16 protein-coding genes are annotated in these 13,780 nt (G+C 63.7%); 2 read left to right on the top strand and 14 right to left on the bottom strand.

Features of this window, described 5'->3' with window-relative positions; translation table 11 throughout:
* Positions 1-9: 9 nt before the first annotated feature.
* From Q0J75_RS08855 to Q0J75_RS08820, 8 genes are all read right to left on the bottom strand, one after another.
* Positions 10-1,467: a hypothetical protein gene (locus Q0J75_RS08855; protein WP_297199806.1), complete on the bottom strand. Its 1,458-nt coding sequence runs from the start codon at positions 1,465-1,467 to the stop codon at positions 10-12.
* Positions 1,464-2,096 (bottom strand): HK97 family phage prohead protease, encoded by a 633-nt coding sequence (locus Q0J75_RS08850; RefSeq protein ID WP_363315730.1) that lies wholly within the window; start codon positions 2,094-2,096, stop codon positions 1,464-1,466. Before Q0J75_RS08850 ends, Q0J75_RS08855 begins: the two co-directional genes overlap by 4 nt.
* Positions 2,047-3,531, bottom strand: a complete 1,485-nt coding sequence (locus tag Q0J75_RS08845; protein WP_297199804.1) for a phage portal protein — start codon at positions 3,529-3,531, stop codon at positions 2,047-2,049. Before Q0J75_RS08845 ends, Q0J75_RS08850 begins: the two co-directional genes overlap by 50 nt.
* A 5-nt stretch (positions 3,532-3,536) precedes the next feature.
* Entirely contained in the window at positions 3,537-3,764 is a 228-nt protein-coding gene (locus Q0J75_RS08840) for a peptidylprolyl isomerase (protein WP_297199801.1), read from the bottom strand.
* A gap of 9 nt (positions 3,765-3,773) precedes the next feature.
* Complete coding sequence (locus tag Q0J75_RS08835; RefSeq protein WP_297199798.1) at positions 3,774-5,591, bottom strand: terminase gpA endonuclease subunit; 1,818 nt, start codon at positions 5,589-5,591, stop codon at positions 3,774-3,776.
* Entirely contained in the window at positions 5,588-6,169 is a 582-nt protein-coding gene (locus Q0J75_RS08830; protein ID WP_297199796.1) for a hypothetical protein, read from the bottom strand. Before Q0J75_RS08830 ends, Q0J75_RS08835 begins: the two co-directional genes overlap by 4 nt.
* 298 nt (positions 6,170-6,467) lie before the next feature.
* Positions 6,468-6,668: a cysteine-rich KTR domain-containing protein gene (locus tag Q0J75_RS08825; RefSeq protein WP_297199793.1), complete on the bottom strand. Its 201-nt coding sequence runs from the start codon at positions 6,666-6,668 to the stop codon at positions 6,468-6,470.
* A 48-nt stretch (positions 6,669-6,716) separates the two neighbouring features.
* Positions 6,717-7,544, bottom strand: a complete 828-nt coding sequence (locus Q0J75_RS08820) for a rolling circle replication-associated protein (protein WP_297199790.1) — start codon at positions 7,542-7,544, stop codon at positions 6,717-6,719.
* Between the two features lie 101 nt (positions 7,545-7,645).
* On the opposite strand from Q0J75_RS08820, the gene Q0J75_RS08815 reads away from it, so the two are divergent.
* Positions 7,646-7,819: a hypothetical protein gene (locus Q0J75_RS08815; protein WP_297199787.1), complete on the top strand. Its 174-nt coding sequence runs from the start codon at positions 7,646-7,648 to the stop codon at positions 7,817-7,819.
* An 84-nt stretch (positions 7,820-7,903) separates the two neighbouring features.
* Positions 7,904-8,164 carry a hypothetical protein gene (locus tag Q0J75_RS08810; RefSeq protein WP_297199784.1) on the top strand — a complete coding sequence of 87 codons (261 nt, stop codon included), beginning with the start codon at positions 7,904-7,906 and terminating at the stop codon, positions 8,162-8,164.
* Positions 8,165-8,367: 203 nt separating this feature from the next.
* Here the strand turns inward: Q0J75_RS08810 and Q0J75_RS08805 are convergent, their stop codons facing one another.
* From Q0J75_RS08805 to Q0J75_RS08780, 6 genes are read right to left on the bottom strand one after another with little or no spacing between them, the layout of a single operon-like run.
* Positions 8,368-10,089, bottom strand: coding sequence for a PcfJ domain-containing protein (locus Q0J75_RS08805; protein WP_297199781.1), 1,722 nt, complete (start codon positions 10,087-10,089; stop codon positions 8,368-8,370).
* 13 nt (positions 10,090-10,102) lie between these two features.
* The gene (locus tag Q0J75_RS08800; protein ID WP_297199778.1) at positions 10,103-10,456 is read right to left on the bottom strand and encodes a hypothetical protein; all 354 of its coding nucleotides are present in this window, start codon (positions 10,454-10,456) and stop codon (positions 10,103-10,105) included.
* Positions 10,453-11,427, bottom strand: coding sequence for a DUF3102 domain-containing protein (locus Q0J75_RS08795; protein WP_297199775.1), 975 nt, complete (start codon positions 11,425-11,427; stop codon positions 10,453-10,455). Before Q0J75_RS08795 ends, Q0J75_RS08800 begins: the two co-directional genes overlap by 4 nt.
* Positions 11,414-12,199: a ParA family protein gene (locus Q0J75_RS08790; protein ID WP_297199772.1), complete on the bottom strand. Its 786-nt coding sequence runs from the start codon at positions 12,197-12,199 to the stop codon at positions 11,414-11,416. Before Q0J75_RS08790 ends, Q0J75_RS08795 begins: the two co-directional genes overlap by 14 nt.
* 13 nt (positions 12,200-12,212) lie before the next feature.
* Positions 12,213-12,416 carry a hypothetical protein gene (locus tag Q0J75_RS08785; protein ID WP_297199769.1) on the bottom strand — a complete coding sequence of 68 codons (204 nt, stop codon included), beginning with the start codon at positions 12,414-12,416 and terminating at the stop codon, positions 12,213-12,215.
* A complete protein-coding gene (locus tag Q0J75_RS08780) occupies positions 12,413-13,765 on the bottom strand; it encodes an AAA family ATPase (RefSeq protein ID WP_297199766.1) in 1,353 nt (450 codons plus the stop codon). The genes Q0J75_RS08785 and Q0J75_RS08780 overlap by 4 nt, the downstream gene beginning before the upstream one ends.
* Positions 13,766-13,780 lie beyond the last annotated feature (15 nt).

Below are 13,780 nucleotides of genomic sequence, written 5' to 3'. Positions count from 1 at the left end.
TCCCTCCTGTCAGTCATTGGTCAGGGGCACGCCGTTGTTCCGGGCGATGCCCCGCCAGTCCACCACCGTGATGCCCCAGTCCAGCCAGATGTCCCAGACGTAACCCAGCTGGCCGGGCACCTCGCTGCGGCGGATGGTGGGGGCCTCCTGTCCGTTCAGATAGTCCACCTGGATGCTCTTGGCGTGGGTCTTGTCCCCCACCATAAACCAGGGGGCGGCCCCAGACCCGGCCAGGGCGTTGATGGTCCCCTCCTCCACCACCGTCAGCTGATTGCGGTAGTTGTACAGGGCGTTGGCGGTGTGGCTGCCGATGCCGCTCACCTCGATCTCCCGGGTCTCCAGCAGCTGAGACAGCAGGAACCCATAGCCCACCGGCACCACCACCGTTCTGGGCTGGATGGTAATGGCCTCCCCGAAGGGGTCCTTCTGGAGCAGCAGCTTGAGCATCAGCTTCTGCATGGACTCCACCGACGGGGGGCTGCCGGTCTGGATCAGGTTGCCGTGGGCCGGGTCAAAGAGGGCCACCCCGTCAAAGACGGCGGGATTGCTCATCAGGATGGTGTACACCTGCTTGTTGATGGTGCGCTTGGCGCTGGCGGCATACATGCCTGGCACCTCGGTGAGAAAGCCCACATCGTCATTGATAAAGGCCTGGCGGCTCATGGAGAACTGGCGGCCGTAGGTGTCGATCTTCCGCTGGGGGATCAGCTCGCTCTTGGGGGCGTCGTGCTTCAGCTCCCCATTCTCCCCCACCAGCTGGAAGGACCCGGCCCCGCCCACCAGGTAACTGTGGTCCTTGGTGGGCTTGAAGTCGGACACGCTGCCCTTGGTGGTCCACAGATCAAAGGTGGTGGGCACCGCCTGGTACTGGTGGACAATGGATTTCTGGATGGCCTCGTCCAGAATGGCGGGGAAGGCGGCGGTGGGGTTGAAGAACTGGCGGCAGGCCAGGTTCCACAGGTCATCCCTGGACATCCGCAGCAGGCTGGCCTGGGTACCCTCGCCGTCCCGGGCCAGGCACTCAATGGCCAGATCCCGCAGGGACAGCCCCCGCAGCTGGTCCGCCCCCTCCGCCGGGCGCTCCACCGGCACTCCCGCCCGCAGCAGCATGGAGTCCACCGCCGCGGAGCGGAAGCCGTCCCCCTGGTTGTCTCTGGCAGGGGCGGACAGGGGCGCGCCGTGCTCCAGCAGGTAGGTCACGGCGGCCGCCCGCACCGCATCCAGGCTGTCCCCCTTCTGAATGGGCTCCGCCGGGTCCATGCCGGTCTGGCGGCACAGAGCCATGATCTCACAGATCCGCCGGCGTTCCGCCTCCACAGCCGCCCGCTCATCGGAGGCAGGCTGGGCCTCCAGGTCCCGCTGCAGCTGCTGGAACTCCCGCAGCTCCTCCTCCGTCAGATCCCGGCCCGCCTGGCGGGCGGCATCCACCAGGGCCTGCTGACGTTTGATCATCTCCTGAATGGTCATGTATATTCCCTCCTGAATCTGTTTTGGTTGATCTGGATCTGCCGCTGGCACAGGGTCAGACCCACAGGCCCGGCGTCCTCCTCCATCCGGCCCACCCCCACGGTGGCGTCGGCGGGCACCGACACGATGGACACCTCCAGAGGCGTCCACTTCCGGGCGATCTGGCAGGGGCCGGTAAACCGCCCGTCGGCTGAGGTCTTGCCGGGGGCCACCTCCTCCCAGCTGTCCACCGCATAGCGCACTGATGTGGTTTTCAAGGTGCCACACTGCACCTTACCAAAAATCTTGTCGGCCTCCTGGTCGGAGTCAAACTCCACCTCAGCCATGCCCCGGTGGTCCTCCACCCAGGCCCGGAGCACCTTGCCCACCACTACGTCGGTCTTGTGGTTGAAGAGAAGCACCCCCACGCTGTTCAGCCGCTCCAGGTCCACCGCCCCGTCGGCGTGGTCCAGGATCTCCATTCCAAACCAACGCTGGTACGGCTCCTCACTGGAAAAGCTCAGCACCCGGCGGCGGCTCTCCTCCCCCTCCTGGGCACGGATCTGGACGGCCCCCATGCACCGGGTACCCCCGCCCCGGTCACTCTGGCCGGGCGGTGTTCTGCTCTGCCGCTGTCGTTCCGTTTCCAAACAAAATCCCTCCCATCTCGATACCCTGCGCCCGGGCATAGGCCAGCACTTCCGCCGTCTCGTCCACGGCGTCCTTCCAGTCCTTGCCCTGCTCCGCGCAAATATCCTGGTATGTCTTCTGCCCCGACGCCAGAGCAATGCGGTTGGCATTGCTCTCCTTGGTGGGGTCGATCCACTTCTTCGGGGCCTTCACCCAGCTGTGTTCCAAATAGTTCGCCTGCCGCTCCCAGAAATCCGGCATGGAAAACAGGCCGGTGAGGTAGCCGGAGAGCACGAAGCGCTCATAGACCTCCGACATGAACTGGGTGACCAGCTCCACGTCCTCGGCAAAGGTGCTCTCATCCTCGATGGCGTTCTGCCGGGCGGAGGAATAGGTGGCCCCCGACATATCCCGGCTCACCGCCTCATAGCTGAGGCCCTGGCCTGCGCCGATGAGCCCCTCCTGGCTCTTGAGGAAGGCGGTGGCGTCGGTGGCCGCCCCCTTGGGCTCCACGATCTGGGCCTCATCCCCGGCGTTCATCTCCATAATCATGCCGGGGCCCAGCCGCTTGCCGCTGTAGTCCACCTGTCCGTCGGGCTGCCGGTACCCGCCACGGCCCACGCCGCCGGTGGGCAGGGTCTTTTTGATAAGCACCGCCAGACAGGCCGCGATCCGCTCCTTCACCGAGACGGCGGTGATAAACTCATTGGTATCCCGGATGCGGGTGACGGTGTGGGCCATGTCCGACATCTCCCGCAGCTGACTGGGCCGGTGCCTGGTCTTGCAGAAGAACACATCCTTGGCCGGGAGGTATAGCGGCTCCAGCAGCTGCCATCCCTCAATGTCATACTGCCGGATCCAGTACCCCACCGGGCGGCGGTACCGGTTGTACTCCACACCCCCCACCACCCGGTTGCCCGCCGTCTTAGGGACGGTGCGGGTGGTGTCCAGCTCGTCCACCTCCAGGGCCTGGAGCTTGAAGGGGACCACCCCGCCTCTGGTGTAGCGGAAGAGCACCAGCATCCCGCCGTCGATCTTCTTCCGCTCCACCAGCATCCGCAGAATCTGGTGGAAGGACTGCTCCCCGGTGACGTCGCAGTTTCTGGCCTTGCACCACTGCCGCCACACCCGCTCGATCTGGTTGTTCAGCTGGTCGTCCCCCGTTCTGGCCCGGAGGGTGTACCCCTTCCCCACCACGTTGCGCTTGTAGGCCGACAGCACCGCCTGGGCAATGTCGCTGTTGCGCTCCAGGTCCCGGGCCCTGGCCCGGATCACGTCCCGGCTCTGCCGGTCGGTCAGCTCGGCGCTCTCGTTGTGGACCCGCCACCCGGCGTTCAGCCGTCCGGGGCTGGCGGCATCGTAGCCCCGCAGCCCGTCCAGCCCCTGCCGCCACAGCTCCCGCTCGTAGGCCCGCCGGGGGGACAGGGCGGCGATCAGCTGCTCCAGCATCCCCATGTCCCTCACCGCCCCTCGAAGAAGGCCACATAAGTGCGCCCCAGCAGCCCGCCGCTGTCCCCGTCGGCCAGCTGGGCCTCCAGATCATCCCGCATGGCCTTCAGCATGGCCAGGTCCGCCCGGGTCAGGGAACGGCTGCCGATGGTGTAAGACTGCCCGCCGGCCAGCACCGCCCCGATGGCCTGGTTGACCTGCTCCAGCAGTTGGGCCGGTGTTCCTGTTTGTTCGCTCATACGCTCACCTCAAAGCCAATTTTCCCGGGCCTGAATCCAGGCCTCCTCCTGTGTAACCTTCTGGACAGAACCTCTGGCGGGCGCCTGTTCCGCCACTCTCTCCTCCTCCAGAAAGAGGGTGCGCACACCCAGCACATCGGCCGCCGCGGCGGCGTATACCTCACAGTCCAGATAGTGGTTGTCCCCGTGGGAGGTTTTCAGCACCCACCGCTGCACCTCCCGGGACCCGGTGCGCTGGGTGACCTTGTGCTCCGCCGTTACCTGCTGGGCGTACTCCAAATCGCAGCCCTGGTACACCATCCAGGCCCCGGTACCGTTCTGCCGCCGCATCCGGGCGGCAATCAGATCCTTGTACTTGCCGCCGTCCACCAGCACCAGCTTCATGCCGTAGGCTTTGCTGCCCGCCTTGTTCACCGTGGACAGCCGATAGTCGGACAGCATGGCGGCCGTGCCCTTGCAGGGCAGGGCCCAGTCGGCATTGCGCAGGCAGAACTCATACACCTGGTCGGTTTGGTCGCCGCTGTCCATCAGGGCCAGGTTGACCACCCTCTGCTGGCCGTCCGGCAGGTACAGGGGCAGATTCATGATCCGCTCCACCTCCGCCATGGACAGGGCCTGGCCGTGGGCCACATTCTGGGAGGTCATCCCGCTGCCCCAGGCCCGGATGGTCCAGTACAGGCAGTTCTCCTGCACGTCGATCCCCCCGGTGACCAGCTTGGTCCACTGGGGCAGCGCCCACTCCGGCAGGCCGGTCTGGCGCTCCAGCACCAGCTCGGCGCTGGTCTTCAACTTGGTATCCTCCCAGGGCTCCGCCAGCCAGCTGTTGACAAAGTTGTGGAGCAGATCCGGGTCGTCCTTGCTGCGCAGGAACTCCCGCACGATCTCCACAAAGGGGGTGAAGGGAGAATAGAGGGTATTCAGCCAGAAGGCCACGCTTCTGGGCCGCTTGCTGGTCCCCCGCACCGGCTGCCACCGTCCGGCCTGGAGCATGGGCCCCTTGTCCCGGTCTGTGAGCACGCTGCCGCAGGCCTGACACACATAGACGGCCCTCTCCGCCCGTTGGGCGGGGTCTGGCACCTGCTCTTTGTCCGGCCATTTGAGCTGGGCAAATTTCAGCTCGATCAGGGTACCGCAGTGGGGACAGGGCACAAAATAGTGGTACTCCACCTCGGCGGCCTCCTTCTCCCTCCAGATGTAGCCGGTGCGCAGGGTGGGGGTGGAGGCCATGAAGATCTTTCGGTTGAAAAAGGTCTTGGTGCGCTCCTTGGCCAGGGAGATGGGGTCCGCCTCTTTTTTGGTGGCCCCCGGATACTTGTCCACCTCGTCCAGGAACAGATTCTTGATGGGCTTGCTGGACAGGTCCGCCGGGCTGTTGGCCCCGGTCAGATAGAGCCACATATCCCGGAAGCTAAGCTGGAGCTTTTTGCTCTCGTGCTCCCGGAACTTCCCCGCCATATCCGGGTGGCTTTTGAACATAGGGATGAGGCGGGTCTCCGCCGTGGCCTCGGCCAGATCGTCAGAGGGATAGACCACCAGGGTGGGGGCCGGGTCCTGGTCCACCAGGCTGCCGATCATGTTCTCCATGGCGGCGGTGCCCCCCACCTGAGTGGGCTTGGCAAAGACGATCTCCTCCACGGTCTCCTGAGAAAAGGCATCCATGATGCCCACTAGATAAGGGGTGACGCTGTTGTTCCAGGGGCCTGGAATGGCCCCCGACGTGACCCGGCGCTTGGCCTGGGCCCACTGGGAGACGGTCAGCCGGGGCCGGGGCCGCAGCACCTGGAGGGCCTGATAGATCCAAGCCGGCGCCTGATAGGCCTGCTTCAAGGGGCCTGCGCCTCCTCCGGTTGGGCGGCGTCCACAAAGGCCGCCAGCATCCCCTCCACCTCACTGCGCATGGACTGCTCCATGGTGCGGACGGTCAGGGCGTCCGTATAGCCCGCCAGAGTGCCCGCGATCCGGGGCGGGATCTGGAGGGCAAAGACCCGGAACCGGGCCAAAAACTCCGCCAGATCCTCGGTGGCCTGCCGGGCCGGCAGATACTTCCCCTCGGCGATGGCCGTCTTCAGCCGGTGCAGCTGGCCCTGGCTCTCCTTCAGCTCCACCTCGGCTTCCAGCTTCTTCAAGGCCAGCTGGGCCGCCCGGCCGCTGTCTCCGGCCTCCTGGGCCTTCTGGGCCACATGGCTGAGATATCGCTGGACCGTCTCGCAGGTGCGGTACTTCCGTGTGCCCCCCTGGGGCGGCACCTGGGTCTCCAGGATGCCCTCCTGGGTGAGCTGCTGCACCCGGCGGACCGTCTTGCCCAGCAGCTGGGCGATGACAGTCGTGGTGGCCCACTCCGGGACCGTTCCAGTCAGGACCTCCGCCCTGGATGCCTTCCCCGGCTTTTTCCCCTGCTCCCCCATACAGCTCTCCCCTTTCGGCCCTGCATTTCGCCTTTTCCCCGCCCAAACAGAGCAGGTTATACCCCCTACGGGGTATAATTTCAGTCTATTTGTTCCAATTTCGTAACGTAACAACGCATTTTTAACCGATTTTCTCACAGGAAAATACCGGGGTCATTCGGCCCCGCAGGAATTTCTTCCCCGGGAAGGACCCACAGAGGATCGGGCTGGCCAGACGTCTGTCCTGCCACGGGCTATCACCTCCGGGCAAAACAAAAAGCGCCCAAGCCAACGACACCCCCATCGGGTGGTCATCGGCTCAGGCGCTGGTCTCTGTGGACGCTGGCTCAGGCGCTTCGATATTCACGATACTTTCCTGCCGGCAGTGCTTGCACCAGATGGGCCAATTCCTGGCCTGGGTATCCGGTCTCACCCGGAACTGGGTGGGCCTGCCGCAGACGGGACAGATGACGCGTCTGTCCTTGTTGACCAGTTTACTCGGTTCTTGTCTTGTTTGCAAGAGGGTTGCCTCCTTTTCTACACCTGTGTTCGATTATTAACACTGGTTTCAAGATGGAAAATGACAGGCCGCCTGCCGCCTTCGGCCCGCTGTATAGGACAGCTTGCCGGGCTGGGACTCGCCATATAATAGATACCTGGCCCCCACAAACAGGGCGTATCCATAGGGGTTGGTTTCCCCGAAGGACTCATAGTCCACCGCGCCGAAGGGTGGGGCCAGGGTCATGGAGTCGGAGGGGATGTCGGTGTACTCCACCTCATAGCTTCTGAGATTTCTGGACCCCCGCCAGGTCCGCTCCCCTACCTTTGGCTTTCCAAACTCTCTGGCCTCCTTGGTCATGTACTTGGCCAGTTCCCGGTAGTAGTGGACGTCCAGGGGCTCAATACGGATATACCCGCCGCCATGCCACAGGGAACGCAGTTCGTCATAGTCCCCCGGCCCGGTGGCATTGAGGAGTACATGGTGGTGGATGCGCCTGTCCTCCAGGTGCCCATCCTCCCCTAGGAAGGAGGCGGCCTGTTTGGCGTGAAAGCCCTCTGTAACGTAGACATAGCGCAGCACCTGGCCCCGCTTCTTCCGCGCCGCCCGCAGCTTGCGGAAGTATTTTTGCAGTTCCTTTCCGGCCTGTCCCTTGTCTGCCGGAAGGTGGGCGTCGTCATAGGTGTAGGTAATCACATAATCCCGGGCCGTGAAATTGGCCGCCGCTTTCAGTTCCAGTTCCCGCCAACTGTTCTTCAGATTCATGCACTGCTGGGCGGCAGTGGAGGCTGCCTGTTTGGCCGCCCGTACCCGGGGACTGTCCCCTTTGGAGGGAACTGCCACCAGGTAGTCATAGTTGACCAATCCCGCCCGGATATGTTTCAACCGTTTTGCCATCACCGCACCTCTTTCTTTCCCATAATTTTTCCCCCTTATGTCTTTGTTCCTGATTGATAAGCAGACCGTCCGTGGGCAAACTATTCCTGGAGGTGAAGCACATGGAACCCACGTACAGCGATATGTATGTTCTGTTTGATCGGGACCCGGCCGCGGAGGCCTACTTTGCCCAGCTTCCCGGCTATATCCAGGCTCAGATCCGAGCCCGCAAACAGCAGCCTGCCACTTTGGAGGAACTTCAGCGCATGGTCGATGAGGTCAAGCAGTTGTTCTGAGCCTCCCAGCCGCCTGCGGGCGGCTTACACAAGGGTACGATTATTTTTTCTCATTTGTGGAACGCTACCGGTTGAGGTGATAGTATGGCCAAGCAAGGCATGGCACGTCCTGATGTGACCCACACCCAGCCCCGCAACACAGAGCCCCCTGTCCCTGAGCTCCAGGGCAAGGCCAAGCACGGGAAAAGCAAGGCAAATCCCATTGTGGCAGGCACCTCGGGTCCCCACATGAAGGTCTGGCACGAGAAGCCCATCCCCTCCGATGCCTACCCGGAATTGGATACCGATCTGGCCCGGGACAATGTGGAAAACGATCTCCCCGCCGCCGATCTGGAGGACCTGTAACCGGCCCCAAGCACCGCCCCACCGGGCGGTGCTTTTTTGTTCCGGCCCTCTGCCGGGTGCCCCGCCTTTCCTACCATTACCCCGCGTAGGGACGCAGGCCTTCCGATCAGCAGTGCTCCGGCAGAGAAAGAGAAAAGAGAGGTCGGGTGAGCGGACGCTCTCACCCGGCAGAGGGCCGGAGCGTGTAATGGATGTGTCCTTGTCTACGCCGCACCAACTCCTTTTTGCTCTGCCTTCCCGGTCCCGGCGCGTTTGGGCAGCTTGGGCGTGCCGTCCTCGTTCCGCTTGCTGCCCGCCCGGAGCCAGCGCAGCCAGGTGTCCAAAAATACTTTGTGGACCTCCCGGGGTTTGGGGCTGTCCGGCAGGGTGTCGTTGTGGTATCCGTGGATCTGCCGGATCTGGTTGCCGTCCATCTCAATGGTCACATAGGGGGTGCTGGGGGCGCTGGACCTGCGCAGGAACAGGATGGTGGTGACCCCTCTCATGTGCCGGTCGGCATAGCCGCCTACACAGTGGTCCAGCATCTTGCCCTCCCGCTTGATGGCCGCCGCCGTGGCGGGGAATACGATCTTCCACCCGTCCAGCTCAAACTCGTACTTCAGCCGGCGGGCCCGGCGGTTTTGGGCCTGGCTCACCTCCTGCCGCTGGGCCAGCTGCTCCATGGTCAAGTCGTGGGCGGTAAACAGCTCCGGCGGCCACAGCACCCGGCTGTGCTCCAGACAATAGCCCAGCTGGTAAGCTCCATTCAGATAGTCCCGATAGATCTCAAACAGATCCGCGTAATAGACCGCCTCGATGTGGTCCCGGTCAAACTCTCCGCCCAGGTACCGGAGAAACCGATCCGGGTCCAGCCGGTACCGGTTCAGAAACCGGAGGACCTCCATGGGGTCCAAGTGGTTCCCCCACAGATTGCAGAAGTCCATACAAAACGGCAGGCTCCACGTCTCGCCCCAATGCCGCCCCACATAGTTGCGTACTTCCAGGGTTTTTATAGGCGGCTGCATCCCCATCAGGAGGGACAGCTCCCGCTTATTCAGCCGGAAGGATTTGCGGGGGTCCGGCTCCTCCCAGCACATGGCTGCGGCGTTCTTCTTGCGGCTGTATATGAGATCGTTCAGCGGCTCCCAGTACCCCGCCTTGGCCAGCATCTCAACCTGCCTGGGGTAGATGGCGTAGGCGGTCAGGTAGGAAATGAAATCGTGGAAGCGGGCGGCATATCCTCGGGGCCCCATTGGCCGGTACTGCCAAAGGTCAAAATAGCCGCAGTACCGGAACAGCGGGTGCCCCTCCAGGGCCTCCCGGTTGAGAATGGAATAGGCCTCGTAGCGATACCAGGAGAGGCTGCCAAACTTGAAGGGCTCCTGTACCAGCTTCCGCCGCCCCAGCTTGTCCCGCTCGTAGGTGATACAGGGATGTTTGTCATCCCACTGGTGATCCACCTGCATCACCTCCCCCTGGGTAAACCGGTAGCCGCTGGAGCACCAGGCGGTGGGGCGGGCAGTGAGGTCCGCCTCATCGGCATAGTCCTTCCACAGGGCCAAGGCGTCGGCACAGAGGGCGTCGCCCTGCACATGGAGGAGTACCGTCAGTTCCACCCGGCGCAGGGCCTTCCGCTTTCTGGCCTTGGCCAGGTCGATAACGGTCACGGTCCGGCCGCACCAGGGGCAGGTCCAGGATTCTTTGTGTTTCAGGTGGTCCAGCAGGTCCCGGTGCTCCGGCGTCTCAGTTCGGAGCAGGTAGGGCCGGTACTCCTTATGGCCGCAGCAGGAGGTGTACAGCCTGACCCCGCCCAGGCCCATCAGGTCCCCCTCTTTGCGGAAAAACAGGTAGTGGGGGAACAGATCATTCATCCGCGTGAGATCTTCCGCCGTCACGGTGGGCCAGCCGTCCAGCAGTTCCTGCTCCCGGTCCGTATACTTCGACATCCTGCCCACCCCCTCAGAAGAAGTCGGACAGGTCCAGCAGGATGCCCTTCCGGTCCGGCTCGGTCTCCGCCGGCTCCAGCTGGATGGACATGGAGAACTGGACCTTTGCCCCGTCGAAATAGAAGGCCGCCGCACGGCGGTAGGCCTCCAGATCGGAGATGCAGTTTCCCACACCCTGGGCCACCGCCTTCATGCAGTCCTGGAAGGAGCCGCCCTGGGCCACCGCCTGGGCAAATTCCTCATTCTGGCGGCAGAACTCCAGCAGGGCGTCCCGCACGGCGCTTTTCATGGCGGACTCCTTGTGTCCGGTGACAGTCTTGTATTCCTCCTTCAGCCGGGCCTCCGCCTGCTTATACCAGGTACTCACTTCGCACACCTCCCAATTTGCTCAGACAGAGCCATTAGAGCCTTTTCCATGATCTGGGCAGTGGCCTGGTCCTCCCGGCCCCGCGCATGGAAGAGTAGTTTCAGCATCTGGTTGGCGTGATCCTTGGCCTGGTTGAAGAGTAGTTCAAACTGAGCCCATTCCTTGTCCCCGGCCAAGTTTTCCTGCTTTTCCGCCTTGGCCTGCTCTTCCAGCTTGCGCCGGGCCGCTTCCAGCTGTTCCTGGGCCTCCTGCCGCTGGGCTTCGGCCTTCTTCTGCTTCTCCCTGGCCTTGTCCAGCTTGGCCTGCATCTCGGCCACGGCCTCGGCACGGGCCTTCTCAATGGCGGCCTGGTCCACCACCGTCTCCACCGCCACGTCCACCGGCTGGGCCTTCAGGTCAGCCAGTTCAGCCTCCAAACGGGCCACGTCCTGCATAGCCTGCTCCCGATCCTCCTTGGCCCCAGATAAACGGATATTGAGGAACTTCATGTCCTCGGCCATCTTGGCCCGGGCCTGTTCGGCGGTGCGCTTGTCGGCCTCCGCCCGCTGGGCGGCGGCCCTGGCCTCGTCCCGCTCCTTGATGGCCTGCTCCAGCTGGCGGGTAGACATGTCGATGACGTTGTGGTCCTCGATGAATTGCTCCCGCTCCTCCGGCGGCAGCGCCAGCAATGTCAGGGCTTTTGTCGCCCCCAAATCCGCAAGCGCCTGCGGATTTGACCACTCCCGAGCTAGCCGGATGAAGTTCTGTGCTGTCCGCTCGGAGAACTCTACCCGCTCGGTGAGCCACGGCAGCCATTCCCCATGGGGCAACATCTCCTTTGCCTCAATCAGCCGCTGGCCAATGCCCAGAATGGCCTCCCCAGCCTGCTTTTTCAGCTCCACGATTTCCCCGGTAATAACCTCGATGCTCCGCGCCCGGGGCGGCGGGTTCATGGTCTGGGCGATGAGCGCCCCCAGGTCAGGCTTGCCCATATCGGATGACCTCCTTTTCCAGCAGCTCTGCCGCCCATGCCCGGTAATCCCGGGCCGCCGAGCAGAAGGGGCTCCACGCCTGCACCGCCATCCGGGCCCAACTGGACTCGGGCACCTTGTCGGTGCGGCGGATCACCGTGTCGTAGACGGGTACACAGCCCTCCTCCCGCAGGTAGGCCACGGTGTTCTCCACCACCGGGGTGCGGTGCCACTGGTTGACCAGCACCCCCGCCACCCGGAGAGCGGGGTGAAGGGACCGCAGGCTGGCGATCTGGTCCACCAGGTCCCCCACGCCGGTGGCCGAGCAGGCGTCGGACAGCACCGGGATGATGACGGCGTTGCTGGCCAGGATGGCGGACACACAGGCGGCGGACAGGTTGGGCGGGCAGTCGATGACCATCACGTCATAGGCCCCGTCCTCCTCCATGGCCTCCCGCATATCCCGCAGCGCCCGGTAGCACCGGCCCCGGTCTCCGCCGGCGGCCTCCAGGTCCAGGGCCCACAGGTCCTCCGCCGCCGGCAGCACGTCCAGGCCGGACACGTCGGTATGTACCGTCAGTTCGTCGTAGCACAGGACCATCCCCCGCAGCAGGGCCCCCAGCCCAGCGTACTCCCCGGGGGGCAGCAGGAGCTGGGTGGCGTTGGCCTGTCCGTCGGCGTCCACCAGCAGCACCCGCAGGTGATGGCTGGTGGCCAGCACATAGGCCAGATTGACGGCGGTGGTGGTCTTGCCCACGCCGCCCTTTCGATTCACAATGGCAAAGGTTTTCATGCACAAACACTCCTTACTTCGATTGATTGATCGGGAAGCACTCCCGGATCACAGCCCCGCCCACCTGGGCCTCGGCCAGGTAAAACCGCCCGGCCGGATGTATGTAGGCAATCACTCCGGTAACGCTTCTCAGCTTGCGTACCTTGTCCGCCCGCTGGCCGCTGACTTCATGGTCAAAGCCCGACGGGGTCCAGGTCAGCTTGTCCCCCACGTTCACGCCGCTCCACCTCCTCCGCCCCGGTCTTGTCCCTGTTTCTCCGCAAAGGGATCATTGGCAGTATCCGGAAGCTCCACAAACTGCTGGGGACCGCTCAGGGCCCATCCATAGGCCTTCTTGGGATTGCCGGTGCCCGACTTGTAAAACCGCTTACTTCTGGGCTCGAAATTCAGGCCGATGCTCCGCTTGCGCTCCCCAAAGAACCGGTTTTTCAGGATGGTGAGCACCGAATCCTGCTGCCGGTCCTCCTGGGACTCCTTCTCCAGCGCATACACATTGTCCGCCAGATTGGTGATATCCCCAAGGCCGGACACGGCATCGGAGTCGTCGATCCGCTCGGTCTTGCGGGGGTGGGCCACCAGATGGACGTGCACATCGTTGTCGTGGGCAAAGGCGGCCAGCTCGGCTACAAATTCCGATTGAGCCCGGTAGAAATCCCGGTCATTCCCCCGGAAGCGGGCGGTCATCAGGTTGTCCACCAGATAGACCCTGGCCCCGTAGCGCCGGTGGGCGTACCGGAACACCCGCAGGATGTTGGAGGCGTCGTGGTAGGTGCTGGTACCGATGTCGTAGAGCAGAAAGCGGCCCCGCCACCACGCGTCGATCATCTCCCGGGCAAAGGGGGTGGGCTCCGGGATCTCCCGGCCGCTCAGCTTGTCCCGCTTCATGGTCAGGTAGTCCGGACCCGCCGCCTGGAGGGAGGCCCAGTATTTAAACTTCCAGGCGGGCAGCTCCCCGGAATAGGCGCACACCGGATACCCCTGGTCAATGGCCTCCAGCAGGAACTGGTCCAGCAGGGTGCTCTTTCCCTCCCCCCGCTTGCCGGTCCATACGGACAGCTCCCCCATGATGGCCCCGCCGGTGGCCTGGTCCAGATTGGAGATGCCGAAGAGGGCCTTGTCCAGGCGGGACACGTCCGGCTGCTTGACGTCGGCCAAATCCAGCAGGCCATAGGCCGGGATCTCCACGGTATCCAGCAGGATCTGGTCCACAGCCTTCAGGCCGTAGGTATCCCGCAGCGCCCGCACCGAGGAGCAGCGGCGGAACCCCTTGTCCTCCACCGCCAGCAGGATCACATTGGGGAGGCGGTGGCGCAGCTCCTTGACCATGACCGCCCGCTTTTCCGGGTCGGCACACACCACCAGCACATAGCAAAATTGCAGGAAAAAGGACTCATACTGGCCGATGGTGTTCCAGTCCCCCAGGGTCCGCAGACAGCCCGCGTTGATCTGGATGGCCAGCACATCCTCCGGGTCGGAACAAAACCAGAAGCCAGTGGGCTGGCTGGGGTCCAGAAACTTGGGGTCGAAGAGCAGCACCTCACTGATATCGGGTATGCTATTCGACATAGCGCTCACGCTCCT

This window comes from uncultured Flavonifractor sp. (genome assembly GCF_944385615.1).
Classification (GTDB): Bacteria; Bacillota; Clostridia; order Oscillospirales; family Oscillospiraceae; genus Flavonifractor.
This window is presented reverse-complemented; position numbering and strand designations above follow the sequence as displayed.